Source organism: Roseovarius sp. MMSF_3359 (assembly GCF_030733385.1).
Lineage (GTDB): Bacteria > Pseudomonadota > Alphaproteobacteria > Rhodobacterales > Rhodobacteraceae > Roseovarius.
In genome coordinates, this window is record NZ_JASHJC010000001.1 from 83,396 (window position 1) to 106,069 (window position 22,674).

The 22,674-nt window shown below is 59.8% G+C and carries 15 protein-coding genes and 1 riboswitch; of the genes, 7 read left to right on the plus strand and 8 right to left on the minus strand.

Annotation, left to right across the window (positions count from 1 at the left end):
* The first annotated feature begins 135 nt into the window (after positions 1-135).
* Complete coding sequence (locus RBB29_RS00400) at positions 136-2,046, plus strand: acyltransferase family protein (protein WP_306113174.1); 1,911 nt, start codon at positions 136-138, stop codon at positions 2,044-2,046.
* On the opposite strand, the gene RBB29_RS00405 is transcribed toward RBB29_RS00400, so the two are convergent.
* Positions 2,043-2,942: a LysR substrate-binding domain-containing protein gene (locus tag RBB29_RS00405; protein ID WP_306113175.1), complete on the minus strand. Its 900-nt coding sequence runs from the start codon at positions 2,940-2,942 to the stop codon at positions 2,043-2,045. The genes RBB29_RS00400 and RBB29_RS00405 overlap by 4 nt on opposite strands.
* Positions 2,943-3,080: 138 nt before the next feature.
* Between RBB29_RS00405 and glyA the strand changes: the two genes are divergently transcribed.
* Positions 3,081-4,343, plus strand: a complete 1,263-nt coding sequence (gene glyA, locus RBB29_RS00410; protein ID WP_306113176.1) for a serine hydroxymethyltransferase — start codon at positions 3,081-3,083, stop codon at positions 4,341-4,343.
* A gap of 26 nt (positions 4,344-4,369) precedes the next feature.
* On the opposite strand, the gene RBB29_RS00415 is transcribed toward glyA, so the two are convergent.
* The 3 genes from RBB29_RS00415 to RBB29_RS00425 form a co-directional block, all read right to left on the minus strand.
* Positions 4,370-6,628, minus strand: coding sequence for a xanthine dehydrogenase family protein molybdopterin-binding subunit (locus RBB29_RS00415; protein WP_306113177.1), 2,259 nt, complete (start codon positions 6,626-6,628; stop codon positions 4,370-4,372).
* A 1-nt stretch (position 6,629) separates the two neighbouring features.
* The gene (locus tag RBB29_RS00420) at positions 6,630-7,091 is read right to left on the minus strand and encodes a (2Fe-2S)-binding protein (RefSeq protein WP_306113178.1); all 462 of its coding nucleotides are present in this window, start codon (positions 7,089-7,091) and stop codon (positions 6,630-6,632) included.
* A gap of 274 nt (positions 7,092-7,365) precedes the next feature.
* Positions 7,366-10,233 carry a PA14 domain-containing protein gene (locus tag RBB29_RS00425; RefSeq protein ID WP_306113179.1) on the minus strand — a complete coding sequence of 956 codons (2,868 nt, stop codon included), beginning with the start codon at positions 10,231-10,233 and terminating at the stop codon, positions 7,366-7,368.
* Between the two features lie 177 nt (positions 10,234-10,410).
* On the opposite strand from RBB29_RS00425, the gene RBB29_RS00430 reads away from it, so the two are divergent.
* The 3 genes from RBB29_RS00430 to RBB29_RS00440 are packed head-to-tail and all read left to right on the plus strand — an operon-like array spanning position 10,411 to position 15,549.
* Positions 10,411-12,129: an ABC transporter transmembrane domain-containing protein gene (locus RBB29_RS00430; protein ID WP_306121084.1), complete on the plus strand. Its 1,719-nt coding sequence runs from the start codon at positions 10,411-10,413 to the stop codon at positions 12,127-12,129.
* Complete coding sequence (locus RBB29_RS00435) at positions 12,126-14,219, plus strand: peptidase domain-containing ABC transporter (protein WP_306113181.1); 2,094 nt, start codon at positions 12,126-12,128, stop codon at positions 14,217-14,219. Before RBB29_RS00430 ends, RBB29_RS00435 begins: the two co-directional genes overlap by 4 nt.
* A gap of 4 nt (positions 14,220-14,223) precedes the next feature.
* The gene (locus RBB29_RS00440) at positions 14,224-15,549 is read left to right on the plus strand and encodes an HlyD family type I secretion periplasmic adaptor subunit (protein WP_306113182.1); all 1,326 of its coding nucleotides are present in this window, start codon (positions 14,224-14,226) and stop codon (positions 15,547-15,549) included.
* Positions 15,550-15,772: 223 nt separating this feature from the next.
* Here RBB29_RS00440 and RBB29_RS00445 read toward each other — a convergent pair whose 3' ends face one another.
* Both RBB29_RS00445 and RBB29_RS00450 read right to left on the minus strand, forming a co-directional pair.
* Positions 15,773-15,991, minus strand: a complete 219-nt coding sequence (locus RBB29_RS00445; RefSeq protein ID WP_306113183.1) for a DUF1653 domain-containing protein — start codon at positions 15,989-15,991, stop codon at positions 15,773-15,775.
* On the minus strand, positions 15,988-17,712 hold the full coding sequence (locus RBB29_RS00450) for an adenosylcobalamin-dependent ribonucleoside-diphosphate reductase (protein ID WP_306113184.1): 1,725 nt from the start codon (positions 17,710-17,712) through the stop codon (positions 15,988-15,990). Before RBB29_RS00450 ends, RBB29_RS00445 begins: the two co-directional genes overlap by 4 nt.
* Before the next feature lie 420 nt (positions 17,713-18,132).
* On the opposite strand from RBB29_RS00450, the gene RBB29_RS00455 reads away from it, so the two are divergent.
* Positions 18,133-18,762 (plus strand): glutathione S-transferase family protein, encoded by a 630-nt coding sequence (locus RBB29_RS00455; RefSeq protein WP_306113185.1) that lies wholly within the window; start codon positions 18,133-18,135, stop codon positions 18,760-18,762.
* A gap of 26 nt (positions 18,763-18,788) precedes the next feature.
* A complete protein-coding gene (locus RBB29_RS00460; protein ID WP_306113186.1) occupies positions 18,789-20,855 on the plus strand; it encodes a bifunctional diguanylate cyclase/phosphodiesterase in 2,067 nt (688 codons plus the stop codon).
* Between the two features lie 24 nt (positions 20,856-20,879).
* Here RBB29_RS00460 and cobF read toward each other — a convergent pair whose 3' ends face one another.
* Both cobF and RBB29_RS00470 read right to left on the minus strand, forming a co-directional pair.
* Positions 20,880-21,638 carry a precorrin-6A synthase (deacetylating) gene (gene cobF / locus RBB29_RS00465; protein ID WP_306113187.1) on the minus strand — a complete coding sequence of 253 codons (759 nt, stop codon included), beginning with the start codon at positions 21,636-21,638 and terminating at the stop codon, positions 20,880-20,882.
* 63 nt (positions 21,639-21,701) lie between these two features.
* Positions 21,702-22,379, minus strand: a complete 678-nt coding sequence (locus tag RBB29_RS00470; protein ID WP_306113188.1) for an energy-coupling factor ABC transporter permease — start codon at positions 22,377-22,379, stop codon at positions 21,702-21,704.
* A 74-nt stretch (positions 22,380-22,453) separates the two neighbouring features.
* Positions 22,454-22,666: riboswitch (cobalamin riboswitch) on the minus strand.
* Positions 22,667-22,674 lie beyond the last annotated feature (8 nt).

A 22,674-nucleotide genomic window follows, 5' to 3' on the forward strand; every position in this document is an offset into this window, starting at 1 on the left:
TTCCGGTGCACCTTTTTTCTTGGATGCGGGCATGGGACGCAAAAAATGACCGAACCCCGAGGAAAGACGGTTGATTTCCGACCTCATCCAACCCAAACCTGCCGGGATGACAATGACCACGCATGAGACAGGGCGGTGAAGTATCGCCCCGAAATAGACGGTCTGCGTGCCGTTGCGGTGTTGCCCGTGATCTTCTTTCATGCGGGGTTTGAACCCTTCCGGGGCGGCTTTGTCGGCGTCGATGTCTTCTTTGTGATCAGTGGCTATCTAATCACCAGCCTGATCCTCGAAGAGCTGAAAATCGGACGTTTCAGCGTCGCGAATTTTTACGACAGGCGCGCACGCCGCATCCTGCCTGCGCTGTTCTTCGTGGTGCTCTGTTCGATCCCGGTCGCGTGGGTGCTGCTCCTGCCAAAGAGCTTGAACGAATTTTTCCAAAGCGTCATGGCGGTCAGCGTCTTTTCCTCCAACATCCTGTTTTGGTGGCAAAGCGGGTATTTCGACACGGGCGCCGAGCTGAAACCGCTTCTGCACACCTGGAGTCTCGCAGTCGAAGAACAATTCTACATCATATTCCCACTGCTCCTGATGGCGCTTTGGCGGTTCTACCGCTCGATGGTTTTCTGGATCCTGCTGGGTCTTTGCGTGGTCAGCCTCGGGTATGCGCATTGGGGGGCGTATACCTACCCGTCTGCCACGTTTTTCCTGTTGCCCGCCCGCGGTTGGGAACTCCTGATCGGGTCGCTCGCGGCGTACCGGCTGCAGCACGGGTTTAGCGCCCCGCCGAACCTGACGAGCAACCTGCTGTCTGCCGCGGGGCTTCTGGCGATTGCCTATGCGGTGGTCGATTTCAACGAGCGAACGCCGTTTCCAAGCCTCTATGCGCTGGCCCCGACCGTGGGGACGGCGCTCGTCATCCTCTTTGCAGTGCCCGGCACGGTGGTCTACCGGCTGCTGAGCCTCAAAGCGTGCGTGGGCATCGGTCTCATCTCCTACAGCATGTATCTCTGGCATCAGCCGATCTTTGTCTTTGCGCGCTACATCACGGCACTGCCCGAAGGGTCATATGTGTTCCTTGCGCTGACGGTCCTGACCACGGCACTGGCCTTCTTTTCCTGGCGGTTCGTCGAACGGCCGTTCCGTACGAAGAAATTCCCCGTGGCGCGGGTGCTGAGCGGTGCTGCGCTTGCCAGTGTCGCGGTTCTGGCCTTGGGGTTCGCCCTGCCGAAGCTGGCCAATCAGACGGCGGATGAGACGGATTACATGACCCATTGGCAAGGATGGACCGCCTGCTATCCCTTCGGTTCGCGCGAAGAAGCCGGCGGGGGATGCCGGATCATGGACGCGACCCGGGCGCCGACAATGGCGGTCATCGGTGACAGCCACGCGGGTCACCTGGCCTCCGGCATCCGCGAATTTTACGAGGGCAGCGATGAAAATGTCCTGATCCTGCTTAGCGGCGGGTGCTATCCGACCGTCTCGCGCGCCACCGACTCCGAGGATTTCATGCAATGCGAACAAGGCTTCATGGACAAGGCCATCGCCCATGTCATCGCGGATCCCGACATCGCCAAGGTGATCGTGAGCGGATATGGCAACCTCGAATTGCTCGGGAACCAGGCGTTTCACGGAACGGATTTCGCCGCGTCGGACGTCCCCGGGAGGCAGGAATTGCTGACCGACGGCCTGATCGAGACCATTGGCGGTCTGATGGGCGCGGGCAAGAAGGTTCTTTTCATCACCGACAATCCGGAGATGATCGAGCATCCGGCCCATTGCAGCACCCGGTTCGCCAGCCTTCTGGGAACCTGTCCGCACAAGGTGTCGCAGTCGGAATTCGAGGAAAGATCGCAGCCGATGAATGCAGTGACGGCCAGGGTGCAGGCGGCCTTTCCCGACCTCCAGGTGGTCGATGGCAAAACCGTCTTCTGCGATGGCAGCTATTGCTACTCCGGCAGTGCCGAGGCGAATTGGTACCAAAACCGCCATCACCTGACGCCAACGGGATCGTTGATGCTGGTAGAGCACGCGCTCGGCGGGTTTTAGGCGGCGGGAACGGCGGCCTCCCGGCTCAGCAGATTGACAATCTCCGCGATCACCGGATCCTCACCCGCGCCCAGACCGATACGCAGAAATAGTTGTCGAACGAGCGGCACAGGGTCCGGAAACGGAGCCACAAGCGCCCCGCTTTGCAGGTGTTTCCCCACAAGGAGCCTGTGGCCGATAAGTACGCCTGCGCCGTTGATGGCTTCTTCCAGCGCAAGACCAAAAAGCGAAAAGACCGGCCTTGAAGCCGGTTGCGGAATGCCGCCGCCGGTGGCGGAAACCCATCGGTCCCAATCACCGCTCCAGTTTTCATCGTTGAGCCAGGTTTCTGCCGCCAGATCAGCGCGCTTCGCAAGCCGTTGGGCCACGGATGGCGCACAGACGGGAAAAATCTCGTCCTGCGCCAGCGGGATCGCGCCCGATGCATCCGACGACTTCTCTAGGAAGAGGCAGAGGTCAAACGGTTCCCGCTTGAGGTTCGGCAGGGTTTCGCGGGCCGTCACCGATATCTCAAGCCCCGGCACCGCATCTCTGAGGGCCGACAGGCGGGGTGACAGCCAGAACTGCGCGATGCTGGGCAGCGCGGCGATCTTGATCGCGCGGGGGCGCGCCTTGCGGACAAGCGTGTGCACGGATGAGCCCAGCAGGTCGAACGCCTCGGTCAGGGTCGGAAGAGCATCCCGCGTCGCATCGGTGAGGGTGACGCCCTGCGCGTGGCGTTCGAACAAGACCATACCGGCCCAGGCTTCCAGCGATTTGATCTGCTGGGTGACGGCCGCCGGTGTCACGTAAAGCTCTTCTGCGGCCAGGGAGAAACTGCCCAACCTCGCGGCGGCTTCAAAAGCGCGCAGCGCATTCAGGTGCGGCATGTTGGGGCGAGGCGAACTGGCGGACATGTTAGATTTAGATAATCTATGCCTAGCACAAAGTAAAACTCATTTGCGCGAAAAGCCTTACCATGGTCGAAATGCAGGCATCCACTGACCTGCGGTGCCGCTTGACCGGTACCTAATCCCCATTCGAAAGCCGACCCGATGACCGACCATTTCACCTCTGCTCTCGCCCGCACCGATCCGACGATTGCTGCGGCATTGGGCCAGGAACTCACGCGCCAACAGAATCAGATCGAGTTGATTGCCTCGGAAAACATCGTGAGCCGCGCGGTCCTCGATGCCCTTGGCCACGAGATGACCAACAAGACCCTCGAAGGCTATCCGGGCGCGCGGTTCCACGGCGGTGGCCAGAATGTCGATATCGTGGAGCAGGCCGCGATTGATCGGGCCTGCCAGCTATTCGAGTGCGCCTATGCCAATGTGCAGCCGCATTCCGGCAGCCAGGCCAACCTGGCGGTCTTCTTTGCGCTGCTCTCCCCCGGCGACAAGGTGTTGAGCCTCGATCTGGCGGCAGGGGGGCACCTGAGCCACGGGTTGGGCGCAAACCTGTCGGGGCGTTGGTTCGAGGCGCATCACTACGGCGTTGATCGAGACACCGGCCTGATCGACTACGATCAGGTGGCAGCGCAGGCGAGGGCGCTCAGGCCGAAGCTCCTCATCACCGGCGGGTCTGCCTATCCCCGCGCCCTGGATTTTGCGCGGATGGCCGAAATCGCGCGGGAGGTTGGTGCCGTTTTCATGGTCGACATGGCCCATATCGCGGGGCTGGTTGCGGGGGGTGTTCATCCGTCGCCCATTCCTTATGCGGATATTGTCACCTGCACCACGACGAAAACCCTGCGCGGTCCGCGCGGTGGGATGATCCTCGCGCGGGAGGACGCGTGGGGCAAGAAACTGCAATCATCGGTTTTTCCGGGCGTGCAAGGCAGCCTGCATACGCAGGTTCTGGCGGCCAAGGCAGTGAGCCTGGGCGAGGCATTGCAGCCCGAATTCCGCAGCTACGCCCGCCAGGTCGTGGAAAATGCCGACACCCTTTGCCGCGTCTTGCAAGCGGGCGGCATAGAGCTCGTCGCGGGCGGGACCGACACGCATGTTGCTTTGTTGGATTTGTCCACGATTGGGATGCCCGGCCGCGTGGCCGAGGCGCTATTGGACGAGGCCCATATCACCAGTAACAAGAACCCGATCCCCTTCGATGATGCGAACCCGAACAACTGGGCGGGTCTCAGGCTTGGCGTCTCTGCGGCCACCACGCGCGGGTTCCGGCAGGCGGAGTTTCAGGAACTCGGTCGGGTCATCGCGGAACTGTTGACCTCCGACGAGAGCAATCGCGCAGCACGATTAGGTGCCGCGCAGTCGGTGACCGCACGTCTGTGTGAGGCGCACCCGATTTACAATTCGTAGGCCCTTGCGCCTGCCATCCGCAGCCCTCAGGCGAAGTCGATGAACTTGTTGAACGGCATCTCGCGCAATCGCTGGCCGGTCGCGGCGAAGATGGCCCCTGCAAGGGCGGGAGCGGCGGGCGGGACAGGCGGTTCGCCGATGCCCCGGACCTTGTCGCCGTTCTCAAGGCCACGGACATGGATTTCGGGGCATTGGTTGATCCGCATCGCTTCGAAATCATAGTAGTTTGCCTGCTCTGCCATGCCATCCGAATAGGTGATTTCGCAGTTCATCGCATGCCCCAGGCCCCAGATGACACCACCCATGACCTGATTTTCGAAATTGACAGGGTCGACCACGATGCCCACCTCCGCCGCCACGAATACCTTGTCGATCCGGATGCCATCCGCCGTCATCGTCACTTCGACAACCTCCGCCGTTGGTGCGCCGAAGGACATGCAAAATGCAATACCGCGGCCCCGGTTCGGCCCAGGATCCGTACCCCATCCGGACATCTCTGCCACGGCCTCGACCGTTTTGCGGGACGGCGCATCGTCGATCAGGTGCAAGCGTTCCTCGAGCGGATCCCCCCCGGCGGCGAGGATGACCTCATCCAGCGCCGAATTGAGGAAGAAGGCGTTTGCCGATGACCCGACCGATCGCCATGAACTGACCGGCGCATGTGCGTCCAGCGGCGTGCGATAGCCGCGCACCCTGAAGTTCGGGATCGCCAGCGGTTGATCCCAGGTCCCCTGGATCAGGGCACCATCGGCCCCCGGCGGTGTCGGGATGCTGGGCGACCTGCCGAATTGCGAGGCCAGAAGCCCCGGCCCCGCGATGCCCAGGTCAAGGGTATCGACCTTGCCGTTCCGCGCAACGCCCCGCATGCGCCCGATCCCAAGCGGACGCGGGAAATCCTGGGCAAAATCCTCTTCGCGGCTATGGGTGAGTTTGATCGGAACGCCGGGCATCGCCATGGCAATCTCTGCGCAGGTGCGGATGTGGCTATCCTCAAGGCGCAAGCCGAAGCTGCCGCCGCAATACTGGTTATGCAGATGCACCTTTTCGGGATCGACCCCCACCACGCCTGCAACGTTGTCGCGATGAAAGATCGGCAGTTGTGATCCCGCCCAGACATCGACCCGCTCAGGCCCCACCAGAACCACCGCCGAGAGGGGTTCAAGCGGCGCATGCGCCAGGTATGGCGCGCGGTATTCGGCTTCGATGACGGTGCCGTCGGGTGCCGCCAACGCGGCCTCCGTGTCCCCATCGTCACGGCGGGTCGAGTCGAGCCGTTCTTCGACAAAGCTGTCCTCGACCGCTTGCCAATGCGCGTCCATCTCCGCCGGATAGGGGGCCGGGCCCCATTCGATTTCGATGGCTTCCGCGGCCTGGATCGCGCGCCAGGTATTGTCGGCCAAGACCGCCACGCCCCCCTCGATCGGGACGATCCCGGTGACGCCGCGCATACGCTCCGCCGCGCTGGCGTCATAGCTCTTCATGGCGCCACCAATGCGCGGATTGCGCCGGACCGCCGCATGCAGCATCCCGTCGAACTCAAGGTCGATGCCAAATTCAAGCGTGCCGGTGGATTTGGCGACGATATCGGTCCGCTGCACCGGTTTGCCGATCAACCGCCATTCGGAGGGATCACGCAAAGGCGTGTCCTTGACCGGCGTGATGTTGGCTGCCTCCGCCGCAAGGTCCGTGTAGGCCAAACGAGTACCATCCGGCAGAATGACCGCCCCATCGGCGGTTCTCAGGTCAGCAACCGCCACGCCGGTCTTTTGGGCCGCCGCGAGTTTGAGGGTTTCGCGGGCCATGGCGCCGGCTTCGCGGAGTTTGGTGAACTGGTTGGGCACGGTTGTCGAGCCGCCCGTTGACATGACCCCGAGGGCCTTGACCGCGCTGCTGGCTGCGCCGCGCAGGGAGGTTGCGATCAGGCCGGTATCGACCGGGGAGTAGGGAACCGCCTCGTCTACACCGCCATCATTATAATAAGCCGGGGACGGGATGCCGGGGCTGAGTGTGACCTGATCCAGTGCGATATCCATCTCCTCGGCGATCAACATCGCCTGCACGCTGCGGGCGCCCTGACCTACATCGGTATGCGGGACGATCAGGGTCACGGCATCTTTCGAGATTTTGACAAACGGGTTGAAGGTCGCGTCACCTTCCCCGATCAGATCCTCAAGCGGATTGTCATGGGGCCGCATGACCACATAGGTGCCAAAGGCGATCCCGCCGGCGATGGCGGCCGCTCCGACGAGGAAGCTGCGGCGTGCGATTGTTCCCAGCCTTGCCATGTCATTGACCCCGCAAGGTTCTGGCCGCCGATTTGATCGCCTCGCGAATGCGCGGATAGGTGCCGCAGCGGCAGAGATTGCCGCGCATCGCGTCGTCGATATCGCCGTCTGTGGGTGATGTGTTCGTGGCGAGAAGTGCCGCCGCCTGCATGATCTGACCGGACTGGCAATAGCCGCATTGCGCGACCTGATGGTCGATCCACGCGGCCTGTACCGCATGCAGCGCATCGGGCGTGCCGAGGCCTTCGATGGTCGTGACCTCGGCCCCGTCGAACATGTCCGCGGTGACCTGGCAGGACCTGACCGCTTCGCCATTCATATGGACCGTGCAGGCGCCGCATTGCGCCACGCCGCAACCGTATTTAACGCCCTTTATGCCCAACTCATCCCGCAACACCCACAAAAGTGGCATGTCGTCTTCGACATCCACCTCATGGGCTTTTCCATTGACGGTGATCTTCATGTGCCAAACATCCCGCTTGCCTGTTTACCTCAGTGTACAGCCATCTGGCGAGATGTGGCACAGCTGCGGTGTCCGAGAACGAAGTTACTTCGCGTCACACAGTTTCAACGGGCATCTTTTGAGCCGACAACCAGGCCTCTTTGGGATTGAGGTGCAGGAGGACGGGAATGGCCCTGCGGTCAGAATGTATCGCCAGGGTCGGGCGGATCGGCGCCCGACCGGCAAGGTCAAAGAGAGTGGAGGCCATATCCGTCCGGGCGGTTGCGATGGCAGGCTACCAATCGTTGCGTTCGTAGCTGTCCGTCATCTCGTGTGATTGCTCGGAACTGCCCGATTCGGATACGGGTTCATCCATGACATCGTCGTCGCGTTCGTGATCGGCATCGTCATCGCGCGGCTCTGCTTGATCACCCGCCCAGCCCTGGTTGCCTGAATTGTCATCCGCGTCCGCCAGGAAAACATCTTCATCCCCACCTTGGCCGGATGGGGCATTGCTGATGTCGCCAACCTCGATCTCGAAGCTACGGGTTGCTTCGATTGGCTCGCCGTTGAACGCGGTATCGGCATAGGCGAACTCCGCCGAAATGATCCCTTCGAAACCGGGCGGTGGCATCAGTTCGACCATATCCAGATCCCAACCGGAGAGATCGAGATCGGACCCATCGGCCACGATGGAATCCTCGCCGCTGACAAGGATCGTGTCGGCGGGGATGCCGGAGACGATGACACTGCTGTCGTCGCCCATGTCCGAGATTGACAGACCCATTTCCAATGTGCCGTTTTCCGGAACAGCCAGATCCGTGTCTGCGGTAACAAGCTCACGCCCATCCGTATCGGGGCCGTCCCATTCGAGCTTCAGGCCGGCATGTCCGTAATTCTCGAAATACCGGATTTCGACCTCATGAGTGCCGGGTTCGAGGTCAATTTCGCCGGAGCGTGTCCGAAACCCGTGCAGCCCGTCATTATCGATGACCTCAACACCGTTGATGTAGAGAACAACGCCATCATCGCCGCCAATGAAGAAATCATAATTTCCCCCTTCTTCCACGGTTATCTCGCCGGTGATGCGGGCGCCAAAGGTATCGTCGTCACCACCCTCCCAGAACGAGTCACGGCCATTCTTGTAGTTCACCTCGCCGACGATCTCCTCCTTGGTGGGATCGGCATCCCAATTGATCTGATCCAACCGGCTGAGGCTGTGATCGACATCGAAGTAGCTGGCCCGAAACCCGCCTTGCAGGGTCATCTCGGGCGGGGTGATATCGGCCTGGTCCACATCAAACGAAAGCTCCTGCGCCGACACGGCGGTATCCCCGTTTTCCATCGTGACTTCGGTGGTGACCTGCGCATTGACCGTCCCGGTGAAATCAACCGGTGGGGTGATCTGCATCATCGACGTGTCCCAATCGGTGATGTCGGCGGTGCCGTTCTCGCCGACCTCCACCATGTGATCGCCAGCCTGAACGATTGTTCCCGGTGGCAGCCCGTCGATCATCTGGCTGATTGTCCCGTCCGACAGCTGCCCCGCACCCGTGTCGAGGTTCAGGTTCAGCGGCATCCCGTTGACCGTGTGCAGGTCGTCGACCCCCGGCGGGGTCAGCAATTCGCGCCCGTCGAGCCCGGGCCCCTCCCATTCCACTTTCAGCCCCGCATGGCCGTAGTTCTCAAAGTACCGGACCTCAATCACGTGAGTACCGGGTTCCAGATCAATCTCACCGGAGCGGGTCCGAAACCCATGCAGACCGTCATTATCAACGACTTCCTGACCGTTGATGTAGAGCACGACCCCGTCGTCACCACCGATATGAAAATCGAATGTGCCGCCTTCTTCGACCTCGATATTGCCGGTGATCTGGACCCCAAATGTATCCTTCGAGCCGTTCTCCCAGAAAGAATTGCGGCTATTGGTGTAATTGATGTCGTCAACCAGTTCCTGATGGGTGACATCGCCGTTCCAATCGACATCGTCAATCGAACGGATCGTCTGGTTCATGTCGAAATAGCGCGCGTGAAATCCGGTGCCGATCGACGTATCGGGGACGTCTGCGACCGCGATATCAAAACTCTGGACAATGCTCGCACCACCTGAATCCGTGGCGGTGACGTCAAGCGTCAGGTTCGCCGCCTCATCCGGATCAAGGGTGCCCCCCTCCTTGAGCTTGACCTCGTTTCCGACCACCTCGAACCGATCATCGGAGACCGCGAAGCTGTGGCTGTCGCCAATATCCTGGTCGGTGACCGACAGGGTGCCGACAACGGCGCCGTCGGCATTTCCGGCAAGCGCGTGGTTCGACAGCGCCATTTCAACCGGTGCTTCGTTCATGTCGGTAACCGCGATCTCGAAACTCTGCGTCACGGAGGCGCCCGCGTCATCGGTCGCGGTCACGTCGAGGGTCAGGTTTTGTATCTCCTCATGGTCGAGGCTGATGCCGTCCTTGAGTTTGACGAACCCATCCACGACTTCGAAACGCTCATCGGACAGGGTGTAGGTATGGCTGTCGCCCCTGTCCTGATCCGACACGGAAAGCTCGCCCACGATTGCGCCTTCGGCGTTTTCTGCAACCGCCGTGTTGGACATCCACACACTGGTGGGCGCGCTATTCTCTGCGGTGGTTTCTTCGGGCGCGGCCTCTTCTTGTTCGGCGGCCTCACCATTGGCCTCGGTCGCGGGCCCGTCATCGGTGGTCGGTGCGGTGTCTGCACTGCCGGATTGCTGCGCCGTCGCAGAGCGCGCAGGCGCTGCTTGCGCGGTGTCGGCTTGCGGAGTGCTGTTACGTTCTCCGGTGTCTCGGGTCCCGGTCGTCCGTTGGTCCTGCACATCGTCTTCATCACCGGTGACATCGGCATTGGTGCCGCTGGCTGGCGCGTCGGATGGTGCTGTGTGGGTAGTGCCCGCGGCTGACGGTTCACTGTCATCCTGAGGTTTTTGCGCAGAGGCTTCCTGCGGCGCGGCAGCATCCTGATACGCCGAGCCAGATGTCTCCCCCTCATGATCTTCGCCGTAATGCAGGGCGCCCCGACTTTGATCTTCGGGGTTATGCTGGGCCGCCTGCTTGGATTGCGCTGCGGCCTTTTTCTTCAAGTCATCGGACTGAGGCTGAACTTCTTCCGAGCCACCTTCATCAAAAGCGTGATCTTCCATAACGTCTCCTGCGCGTCTAGGTGGGCAAACCAATGGCGGATTATTGAAAAGAAAAATTTAATCGCAACGAACTTCACCGGCGCATTCGACTCAAATCCAATGCAAAAACCAGGAAAGCTAAGGAATTAAGAAACCTTGATCCTTCATAGGTAAGGCCGGTGATGAAGGATTCGATTTGTGAATAAACCGGACTCAGTTCAGTCTTTGCCCGTGCCTCCGCCGCGGATCGGCTTCACGGTCTTTGCGGCCACGCTAAGCCTTAATTTACTGGCGCTGGCGCTGCCTTTGGTGGTGCTGCAGGTCTTTGACCGGGTGATCCCGTTCGCGGCGACGGCAACCCTGTTCTACCTCTTTGTCGGCCTTTGTGTCGTCGCCCTGCTCGAATTCGCTCTGAAATGGGCACGGGCGGTTTTGCTCGGCGGTAAAGCCGAGCAATTTGAGATAAAACTGAGTGAAAAATTCGTCGATGCGACCCTGAACGCAGACCCGGAAGAGTTTCGCAAGACAACGCCAGCCTCTCACCTTGATCGGTTGAGTGCAATATCGCAACTGCGCGGGCATTATGGCGGGCAGGCGCGGGCGCTGTCGATTGACCTGCCGTTTACGGTGATCTTTGTCGCGATGATCGCGATGATCGGCGGTTGGCTTGTTGTTGTTCCCCTGGCAAGTCTCGCGCTGCTCTTGCTTTTCAAAACGGCCCTAACACGGGCGCAATCCAAGGTGTTCGACCGGCGCAAGACCCTGGATAGCCGACGATACTCCTTTCTGGTCGAAGTGTTGTCGCAGATCAGAACGCTGAAAGCGAATACGATGGAGCCGCAAATGCAGCGGCGTTATGAGCTTTTGCAGGAGCAGACCGTTGATATCAGCCACGATGTCATCCTCTTTTCGGGCTTTTCGCAAACATTTGGCGCGCTGTTTTCGCAGATGGCTGTGGCGGGTATGGGCCTCTTGGGCGGCTACCTTGTCATCACATCCCATATCGGCATTGCCGAACTTGCGGCATGCATGCTCCTCAATGGCCGCACGGTTCAACCCATGTTGAAAGCCCTGAGCCTCTGGGCGCAATCCGAGAGTCTGTCGATGGCCAAGGCCAAGATTGCCGAGGCTTGCGATGCGCCGCAGCGACCGGTGATGACAACCCTTCAGCCGGACATGCAGGGGCAAATCCTGTTCGATGACCTGGGCATGAAACACCATGACCGGGAGGAGTATCTTTTCCAGGGCATTCATGGGGAAGTGCAATCGGGGGAATGTCTGGTACTGGACGGTCATAGCGGGTCCGGCAAATCAACCTTGATGAAGTTGATCCTGGCCGAATTGTCGCCATCGGAGGGGGACATCCTGATTGATGGTGAACCTGCGGACCGGTTTGCGAACCTGCGTGGGGCGGGCGGCATCGTCTATTGCGATCAGAACCCCGTGACGTTCGCCGGAACCGTGCTGGAAAACATCTCGTCCTTTGGCGATGGCGAGGTGATCGAGCGATCGCTGCGACTGTCCGAACAGCTTGGGTTGGATAAAATTCTTCACCGTCTGCCCATGGGCTACAACACCCCAATTCACGAAAGCAGGGCGCTGCTGAACAACCAGAATTTCCTGCAAGCCGTGACCATCGTTCGGGCGTTGGCACTGCGTCCCCGGGTTCTGCTGCTGAACAATGTCACGGTCACGATGGATGATGCGACCCGGTCGAAACTCGCCGATGTCCTCGAAAATCTCAAAGGACACACGACGATAGTCATCTCCAGTACCGATGGCGCGCTGACCCAATTGGCCGACACCCGCATACACCTCGAAACCAGCACGGAAATGCTGGTCCGCGAATGGGATGCAGATACGGCCGAAGACAGCGAAAGTGCCCAGCAGGAAACCGTTGAGAAGAGGGCCGGATGATGGAAAACACCTTGCCATCTGCTATCAATATCCTCGACCGCGTCATGTCTGCCGCGGGATGGCACAGTAATCACAACCGGCTTTTTGAAGCGGTGCCGCATATGTCCGACACGCTGAGTGCGGACGACATGATCAAGACACTCGAAAATCTCGGTGTCCCGATCGCCTCCCAAAGGTGCAGTTCGAGCCAGATACAGTCCAAAGACTGCCCTGCGCTCTTTATCCAAGACGATGGCGCGGTTGTCGCGATGTTCGAACGTGCGGGCGACAGTGTCTTGGCCTGCGACATCGAAGAAGAAACACCGGATTGGCGCGAGTTGGGCAATGCCAGCGGCCTTCTGGTCCGGTTGGAGCGGTTCGACAGCAACCAGGAAGTTGACGAAACCGTCGGGTTTTCGCAAATCACCCGGGAATTCAGCGGGTTGTTTCCCTGGCTGGTCTTTGCATCATTCATGTCCAACCTGGCCGGCCTGGCCACGCCTTTGCTCATCATGGTCATTTACGACCGGGTTATTCCCTCCGGGTCGGTTGACCTTGTCTTTTCGCTGGTGCTGGCGGTTCTGCTGGCCCTGGCGGCCGATTGCGGTTTCCGATACGCAAGGTCAAGCGCCGTCGCCTTCATGGGGCGGCGCACCGAGCACCGGATGGGACTGGCACTTTTCCGCAAACTTCTTGCCCTGCCGATCGACCAGATCCAGAAATCCGATGTCGAGCAGCAATTGTCCCGTTTCAGGCAGTTCGAAAGCCTGCGGGATGTCTTCAGCGGCCAGACGATGACGACGCTGCTGGACCTCCCCTTCATCTTCATCTTTCTGATTGTCCTTTTCATCCTTTGCCCGCCGGTTGCATGGCTCGTCATCGGGTTGTCGGTCATCTTCGGTTTTGCCATCTGGCTGAACCTGCCGAAACAAAAGGCCCTCAACGCCCAGGCCGCGGAACGCAAGACACAACTGCATAGTCACGTCTTCGAGGCGACCGAGAAACAACGTGCCATCCAAAGGCTGGGCCTTGTCGATCGTTGGCGGGATCGAAATGCCGTTCTGGCCCGACAGGCCGCGCAAGCCGCCCGCAAGGCGAGCAATTTCAACCTGGTCTCACAAGCCTTTGGGCAGACCTTGATGGCCATCGCCGGGATTGGCGCCGTGGCAATGAGTGCCCTGGGCGCAATCGAGGGCAGCATCACTTTTGGCGCCCTGATTGCGGTTATGGCGCTGGTCTGGAAGGTGCTGACCCCGCTTCAGGCCCTCTATTCCAACGCGCCGCAAATCCTCTCCTTCGTCGCAAGCAAGCAACAAAGCGACCGTGTCCTTGCCCTGCCTGAAGAGGTGGTTCGCGGCATCGGACAGAACCACCAGAAGGCCTTTAACGGGCAGGTGACCATAAGCGGCGTGACCCATCGCTACGACGCCACGACATCGGCGGTTCTGTCTCAGGTGTCATTGGATATCGCCGCCGGAGAGTTCGTGGTCGTCTGCGGCGACAGCAACAGCGGCAAGACAACGCTTTTTGACCTCATCTGCGGTTTTCGGCAGCCCAGCATTGGATCAATCCAGCTTGACGGTGTCGATGTGCGCCAGATAGCAGTGGACGATCTGCGGCGGTCCATCACCTATGAGCAGTCGCGGACCGAGCTCTTTTACGGCACGATCTATCAAAATTTCCGCCTTGCCTCGCCCAGCCTGAGCGAGACAGACATGATTGCCGCGCTGGAAGCGATGCAGTTGATGGACGAAGTGCGGAAGTTCCCCGATGGCATCCATACCCGCCTTTCCGAAGCCTTTCGCGGAAGCCTTTCGCCGACCATGCTGAGATCACTCGCATTGTGCCGCAGTCTCGTGCGGGAGGGGCCGGTGCTTTTGCTCAATGACCCATCGGCGGGTCTGGATCAGCCGCGCAAGGACGCATTGGCCAGCGAGCTTGCCCGGCTGAAAACCTCGAAAACGATCCTGGTGGCAACCAACGATCCCAGCCTGATCTCCTTGGGTGAGCGTTTCGTTTACCTGGACCAGGGCCGGATCGTGGCCAATGACACCGGCGCTGCGGGGCGAAAGAAACTGACCGCGATACAGAACAAACTCGGAGGTAGATGACGCCATGAACTGGAAAAATCGCCCAAACACCGACGGTGTGATCGCTCGCGCCGAAGCGCGCAACGCGCAACGTGGTGCGGGAACGGCAAAAATCATCATCATCACGATCGCGGGTTTCATCGCGGGCGCTATCTGGCTCGCGACCGCGACGACGGTGCCGGAACTGGTGCGCGCCCAAGGAGAATTGCTCCCCACAGGTAACTACCAGCAAGTACAAGCGCCCGAACAGGGCATCGTGAGGGCGGTTCTCGTCGAAGAGGGGGACAGTGTTGCGGTCGGGCAGGTCTTGACCGTCCTTGCGTCCGCTACGCTGGAACAGGAGTGGCAGGATGTCAGCCGGGAGAGGAACGCCCAGGAATTGCGATTGCAAAATTTGCGCGTGATCGCGAAAGTGGCCAGCTCAGGGCGGATGATTGCTCCGGATGAAATCGCTGCCATGGCGCCGGTCGATCTGTCCTACGCCATCGCCCGGCTGGAGCTATTTGCGGACCAATATGCGGTTCAGCAAAAACTCGAGAAACACCTGCAACACACGCAATCGACGCTCAAAAATGCGCGCTCCCTGACGCTTGAACGTATCGAGGAACGCAAGAAGCGGGTCGACCGTGCAGAGCGTCTGTTTGGGGAAAACCTGACGCCGCTCCGTGATCTGGAGAGGCAGCAGGACAGCCTGGATCAATTGCGGGCCAGCCTGATCGAGATCGACATTCGCCTGTCGCAGGCGGCCAAGGAGCTTGGCAGCGCAAGCGCCCCGCTGGAGCAGACGCGCATCGCGCTGATGGAACAGACGAACAAGGAGATTTTTGACCTTGAACAGGTGGTGGCGCAACTGACGCTACGCGAAAACGCGCTGCGACAACGGCAGGCCTCATTGGAAATCCGTGCGCCTGAATCCGGCGTGATCCACGCGGTTGGCTTTCCGAATCCTGGCGAAGTGATTGCCACTGGCACAACCCTTTTCGAACTGATGCCCTCGGGGCCGCAACTGGTTGCACAACTCAAGATCGACCCGGTGGACATCGGTCACATCAAGCGAGGCGATACGGTGGCGCTGAAATTTGACACTTTCGATCCCCGTCGTTTCGGTCAGGTCGCAGGCCGGATCAGCAGTATTTCCCCAAACTCGGTCATTGATGAACAAACCGGCGCTGGTCACTTCCGGGCGACAGTCGCATTGGAGCAGGAAGCCATTGGCAGCGGTGTTTGGCAACGGGAGCTTCAGGCGGGAATGGGCGCCTCTGCCGAGATCGTGACAGATGAGCGGACCGTGCTGGCCTACCTGATGAAGCCGATCAAACGCTCCTTCGATAATGCCTTTGGCGAACGCTGACGGCACCAGCCGGTCCAGCGCATTCCAAAAGGGCCGTTTGGTGGCCGTCACAGCTTCGACGACTTGCCAGTGGAATAGGCCGGTCCTGCATTGTTACAGAGATGCGGCCGACCTGAGGTTGCAAGCCGGTTGAAGTGCGCGCTAATCAATCAAGGACAAAACGAAGCGCCGATCCAGGCAAACGCCAGGTGGTCACCTAAGCTGCGCCGCTGCTGACGATGTGTCACCGGTTCAGCATCTCGAACCGGCCATCTTCGAACTCGCTCGTCGGCCTGACCCAGACCGTCCCCTGAGCGTCGTCGTAGATGACAACGGGACTACGGTCGGTCTCCAGGATACCGCGGCTGATAAACCGGTAAAGACCGCCCTTTCGGTGCCGGTGCGTTGGCACCCAATCGGCACGGATCGGTGGGCCCGGCGGCGGCGTTGCAGACGTTTTCATGACGAAAGCACCGAACCGGTTATGGCATTTGGCCGGTAGGTCGTGCACCCTTTGCACCATGCCTCGTAAGCCTGAAGGTAGACGTCTTCAAAGGCCGAGAACGGGATGTTCTCGGGACAGTTCACGGTTTTCGAGATACCGCTGTCGACCCAGCGTTGCGCCGCGGCCTGCATCCGCACATGCTCGTCCGGGCGCAAATCCTTCATCGTCACAAATGCATCGGTCAGCGGCGTGTCCTTGCCGAACATCTTGTGGAAAAGAAGGGCCGCGTAATCTTCCACAAGCTCTTCCGATTTGCTGCCATCCGGACGGGTGATCTTGCGTTTGAACGCAGTGGCAAAAACCGGCTCGATCCCCGACGACACATTGCCAGCAAACATCGAAATCGTACCGGTTGGCGCGATCGTGGTCAGCACGCCATTGCGCAAGCCATAAGCCGCGATTGCCTTGCGAACGTCAGGGTCAAGCGCCTGAATGCCTGGGCGCGCCTGATGTTGCTGAGGGTCGTAGAGCGGGAAGCTGCCGCGCTCGGCAGCCAGTTCGGCGGAAGCCAGGTAAGCTGCGTTCTGAATGATCTGCATCCAGGAACCCACGACTTTGGCCGCCTCGGGTGTGCCATAGCGGATGCCAAGCATGATGAGGGCGTCCCCGACACCGGTCACACCCACGCCAATGCGCCGTTTCTGCATGGCCTCCTTGCGTTGCGCATCCAGAGCGAACCCCGATGTCTCAAGCGCATTGTCCAACAGCCGTACCGCCGTCCCAACAAGGCGCTGCAGTTCCGCGGTATCCAGACGGGCATCAGGCCAGAAAGGTGATGTGACCAATCGGGCGAGGTTGACGGAGGCCAGCGGACACGTCCCGTTCGGTGGCAGCGGTTGTTCCGCGCAGGAATTCGTCGCCGAGATCTCTTCAAGATAGCCCAAGGGGTTCGCCGCGTTGATCCGGTCGATGAAAAGAACGCCAGGCTCTGCTGCGTCATAGGCACGTTCCATGATGGCCTGCCACAGGGCGCGCGCCTTGACCCGGCGGACAGGTTTTCCGTTCCACACCAGATCCCAGTTATCATTCGCGTCGACGGCCCGCATGAAGAGGTCGGTCACCATCACCGAGAGGTTGAAGTTCCGCAGGCGCATCGGATCGGTTTTCGCGGCGATGAACGCCTCGATGTCCGGATGATCACAACGCATGGTCGCCATCATCGCGCCACGCCCCATGCCCGTCACCAGCATCTTGCAAACCGCGTCACATACATCCATCGCCGCCAGCGGTCCTGCCGCCGGGCAATCCAGACCGCGCACCACGTTGCCCTTGGGGCGCAGCGTGGAGAAATCGAACCCGATCCCGCCCCCCATTTGCATCGTCAGCGCCGCGTCCTTGACCGTGTCCATGATCCCGACGATCGAATCCGGGATCGCCCGCATGACGAAGGTGTTGCACAGCGACACGTGCCGCTTGGTTCCCGCACCGGAGAGGATACGCCCCGCCGGCAGCAGCCGGAAACCCTCCATCGCCGCATAGAACTGATCCGCGATTTCTTTCCGGGCATCTGCCCGCTCGCATTGTGCGAGGCTATCGGCCACGCGCCGCCAGGTGTCGCCGACATTATGGTCCAATGTGCGCCCTTGCGACTTGTACTGGTACTTTGCGCGCCAGATCTGCTCCGCAATTGGCTGATCGAATATCGCCGGTGAAAAAGCGACGTCTGAATGATGTAACATGACCCCCGGTACAACCTTTCCCACATTTGATTAAAATGCGTTTCTTGTTTGTTCTTTTTCGTTAACCCTTTGTTAACCAAATAAAAAATACGGGTGGATGTTTAAAAAATGGTTAAGAATCCGTTAATGAAACGGAGTGTTTCGCGATGATGGTAAACGGACTCACGCCCCAAGTTTTATTGAGTGGCAAAGGGCTTCCTGCGGCGGCAGCAGGCCCTCGGAAACAGTTCGTTCACAAGAATTTCATCCGGAGAAACCCGGGGATCGGGAAGGCTCCGGCGATGATTCGGACCCTGTGACGCCGGAAAATGGGAACAATTTGAGTATCAATCGACTCTCCAAATGGGCGCGGATTTAGCTGGATTTAACGAGGACTCAATAGCGAGGGGGAAGTGAAACAGTTGGAAGGTTGTTCTTGTGGTGAAACTATATGCGTGCCTGGGGTCGGGGAACTGCTTCAAACCATGGCTGGTGATGCACCAGCTCGGGCAGGAATTTAATCTGACCCTGATCGACGTGTTGAAGGGGGAACAGAAATCTCCTGAATACCTGGCCATCAACCCCCTGGGGGTTGTTCCCTATCTTGAAATCGAGGCCGGTCAGGGTATCGGCGAAAGCAATGCGATGTTGTGGTATCTCGCGGATGGCAGCCACCTTATGCCGGCGGATAGGGCCGAGCGTGCCGAGGCTTTGCAATGGATGTTCTTTGAGCAATCAAAACTCGAACCCTACATCTCGCCCGCGCGCTTTTTCACGACGATCGTACCGGAGCAACGCGAGGCGCGCGCCGATGACATTACAAATTGGCAGGCTCTGGCGGAGCCTGGTCTTTTCCGTCTCGATGCGCACCTGGCCGGGCGGAAATTCATGCTGGCGTCGGGTTATTCGATCACGGATATCGCCGTCTTCGGCTATGTGCATGTCCTCGAAGAGGCCGGGTTGACCCTGAGCCACTTCCCGTCCGTTGAACGATGGATCGCCGATGTGACCCAGACCCACGGTTACCGGCCGCTGGCGGAACTGGGACAGGCGGAAAGCAAGGCGGCGTAACCTAAATCAACCGGGCGGATGTCGCCATGCGCAACGAAAGAATTGATCTAGGCTCTTCTGTGCCGCTGTCGGAGGCGGTGTCCGAGGTATCGGGCGCCGCATCCGATCCGTTTGCCTTGGCCAGACGGTTGCAAACGGCCGTCTGGATCTATGACATTGACAATGCGCGCATCGCCTATGCCAACCAATCCGCCGTGCATCTTTGGGATGCCAAGAGCGAGGACGATCTGCGCAAGCGCGATCTGGCCAAAGATATGTCCTCGACGGTCGCGAACCGGTTGAAACAGTACCAGGCCGATTTTCAGGAGCGCGATGCCGTCTTCAACGAGATGTGGACGCTCTATCCCAAGGGGAAGCCCACAAGCGCGATGGTGGTCTATCGGGGCTTCGAGATGCCCGATGGACGCATGGCCATGCAGTGCGAGGTTCTGGGCGAGGCGAACGACCAACCCGACAACCTGCGCAGCGCCGAAGCGTTGCTGCACACCGATGTCATGATCACGCTTTACGAAATGGACGGCCCGCCGCTCTACATGAACCCGGCCGCTCGAAACGCGGCGAAAGAGGTCATGCAGAAGATTTCGGACAAGTTCGTCGATCACACCGATTATGACAAGCTGGTCGCCAAGATGTCGACCAGTGGCGAACACCGGATGGTGGCCAAGGTAAAGGCGGACAATGGGCAACGTTGGTATGACCTGTCGGCTAAACAGTGTTCGGACGCGGTCACGGGTGATCCGGCCATTCTGGTCACGGCCATTGATGTCAGCGAACTTAAGATTGCCCGCGACAAGGCGCGGTACCTGGCGGATCGCGATCAACTGACCGGATGCTACAACCGGGCTTACCTGCTCCGGCACATGGCGGCGCTGGAGAAATTTAAAACCGAACGCTGCGCGCTGCTCTATTTCGATGTCGATCACTTCAAACAGATCAACGACCGGCTGGGGCACGAGTTGGGCGATGTTGTTCTGCAGCGGATTGCCACACGCACCAATGATGCGATCCGCAGCAATGACACGCTTGTGCGTCTTGGCGGGGACGAGTTTGTCATCGTGTTCGAAGATGTGCCGAGTGAGGCGGAATTCCTGCCAAAGATCGAAAACCTGCTTGAGGTTCTGTCGCGGCCGATCACCCATGACACGATGCGCGTGAGTGTCACGGCAAGCATGGGCATCGCGATGTTTTCGCCGGTCTCTGCCGATTTCACGGCGGTGATGCGCGAAGCCGATACCGCTCTTTACGCATCCAAACAGGCGGGCCGAAACCGGGTCACGGTCTTCAACGATGAAATGGGCAGCAAGGCGCAGGCGCGCGATCTGGTCGAATTGCAACTCAAGAATTCGGTCAAGGAGCGTGATTTCGTGCTGCACTTTCAACCGCGCGTGAACCTGGCCACGGGCCGGGTTGTTTCGGTTGAAGGGCTGGTGCGCTGGCAGCATCCGGATCGTGGTATCGTGCTACCGGGTGAATTTATTCCGATCTGTGAGGAGACCGGCCTGATCGAAGAGCTGGGTCAACTCGTGCTGGAGATGGGGTGCAAACAGGCCATTGCGTGGCACCGCTCCGGCATCGACGTCGAACTTTCGCTGAACATTTCACCCCGGCAGTTTGACGATGCGAGGTTGATGGAGGCGTTGCGCGAGTTTTCCAAACATCCCGACTTCCCCGACGGCAAGATTGAACTTGAGATCACTGAAAGTGTCCTCATCGGCGATCACGGGCTGATCGAAGGGAAGTTGGAGAAAATTGCACAGATGGGGTATCGCATCGCGATTGATGATTTTGGCACGGGGTATTCGAACCTCTCCTACATCTCCCGTTTTCCGCTGAACTGCCTGAAAATCGACCAGTCGTTTATCAACCAGTTGCCCAAAACTGGGCCCATCATCGGCCTTATCCTCACGCTCGCCAAACAAATCGGGGCAACGGTCGTGGCAGAAGGTGTCGAGACCCAGGAACAATTTGACTGGCTTTGCCAGAACGAGTGCAACCAGGTCCAGGGTTTCCTGTTGTCGCGGCCTGTGCCGGTCGAGGAAATCGAGAAGGTGATAGAGAAGCTCGACCTCTCGAGACGTGGTGAATGCACTTAGGCACCAACCTTGTTGGACCAGCGGCTAGCGCGAGCGACGACGCAGCAGGTAGATATCCATGATCCACCCGTTTTCGTCCTTCAACGCTTTGCGCCGGGTGATGATCTCATCGGCCACATCCCCCAAAGCACCTGAGATCGAGACCTCCTGTGGCATCCCGGCATAGGCGGACCACCAGATGTCGAGGTGGCCTGGTTCCAACACCTGGAACGCGCAGCTGCCATCCAGCATCACCACGATTGTATCGGCGTCCTCGGGCCACCCGTTATCGCGCAATTGCCGCCCGGTGGTGATGAGGACCGGTGCGCCGATTTCGTTCAGCGTGATGGCGTGGCTCGCGGTCAGCGCCTGGATCGACGTGATGCCGGGGGTGACCTCCAGCATGAGTTCCATTTTTGCCTTCAGACGCTCGACGATCCGTAGTGTGCTGTCGTAAAGCGATGGGTCGCCCCAGACCAGGAAGCCAGCCCTCCCGCCATCTGGCAGGCCCCTGCGAAGTTCCCGCATCCAGGTTTCGGCAATGGCGTCGTGCCAATCATCCACGCCCGCGCGATAGTTCGGGTTGTCCGCATCGCGCACGGGCAGATCGAATTCGCAAATCCGGGGGCCGTTTTCGTTCAGGACCTGCGCGCAGATCTGGCGACGGGTCTCCGCCAGGTCGTCCTTGTTATCGCCTTTCCGCGGGATCAGGATGAGGTCACAGGCATTCATGGCGTCGATCGCCTGCAGCGTCAGGTGTTTGGGATTGCCGGTGCCGATACCGATCAGGGAAAGCGCGATCATGTTACCCACCGCAAATGAAAACGCGGCCCCGAAAACCGGAGCCGCGTCAGGATCAAGAGGATCTTAACCCGCGCCATGCAGGCGTGTGTTGAAAAGTGGCCCCTTGGTCAGGTCACGCGCGCTTTTCGCCCCGGCCAAAACGGCGAGATCGGCCAGCGGTTCGATGATGATGACCAGCATGTAGGCCGCGCCGAAGGTCGAAACGGCGGCGAGTGTTTCCGCGCCAAAGCCCTGACCATAGAGCGCCCAGAAGGCGACCCAGGCCACAACGCCGCCCTGGTAGGCGGTCGAAAGCGCTAGCGCCTGGCTGTACTTCAGGTCCACATAGGCCGTATTCGGCGCGATGATGCGCTTGGCCAGCATGCGTACACCGTAAAGCGGCACCAGAAGCGTGGTCACGTTGATGAAGTATTGCGGCAGATCGAAAGGTGCAAAGAGGACACCCTGCGCCAGCAGGCCCAATGCCAGGCCGAAGGCCGCCGGTGCCGCACCCAGAAGCAGGAACAAGGTCGAGCCGAGAATGAAGTGAACTTCGCTGACCCCGACCGGGTAGTGCGGCAGCACTTCGAAGAACACGAAGGTCAGCGCCGTCGCAATCAGCGTACGACCGACGAAGGAAAGCGCGCCATTCTCGCGCAGCGTATCCCACGCGAGTTTTGCGCCGACCGAGGCGGCACCTGCAGCGGTGGCATAAGACAGGGCGATTTTGGCCCCGTCGACGATACCGGGTTCAATATGCATGTTTCGATCTCCTTACCGTCTTCCCCGACGGTTTTGAAACTATGTTATGGCCCGCGTGGGGGCCGGTTGGGGCGGGCTCTTTGCCCATCGACGGCAGGTCTCCTGACTTCGCGGGTCCGTGCTTGCCGCGCCTTCCCGGGCCGGGGCCCAGTGGCTATGCGGGTCGCTCGCCGCTCACAGTTGCGGGGGCAGTCACGGAATCGGCGCCTGTTGGCTACACCTCACCGTGTTCCCTTTTACCCCGGACGCTTGGCGTCGCTTGGGGAACCGTCGTCTGTTTTGCGTGTCATATCGG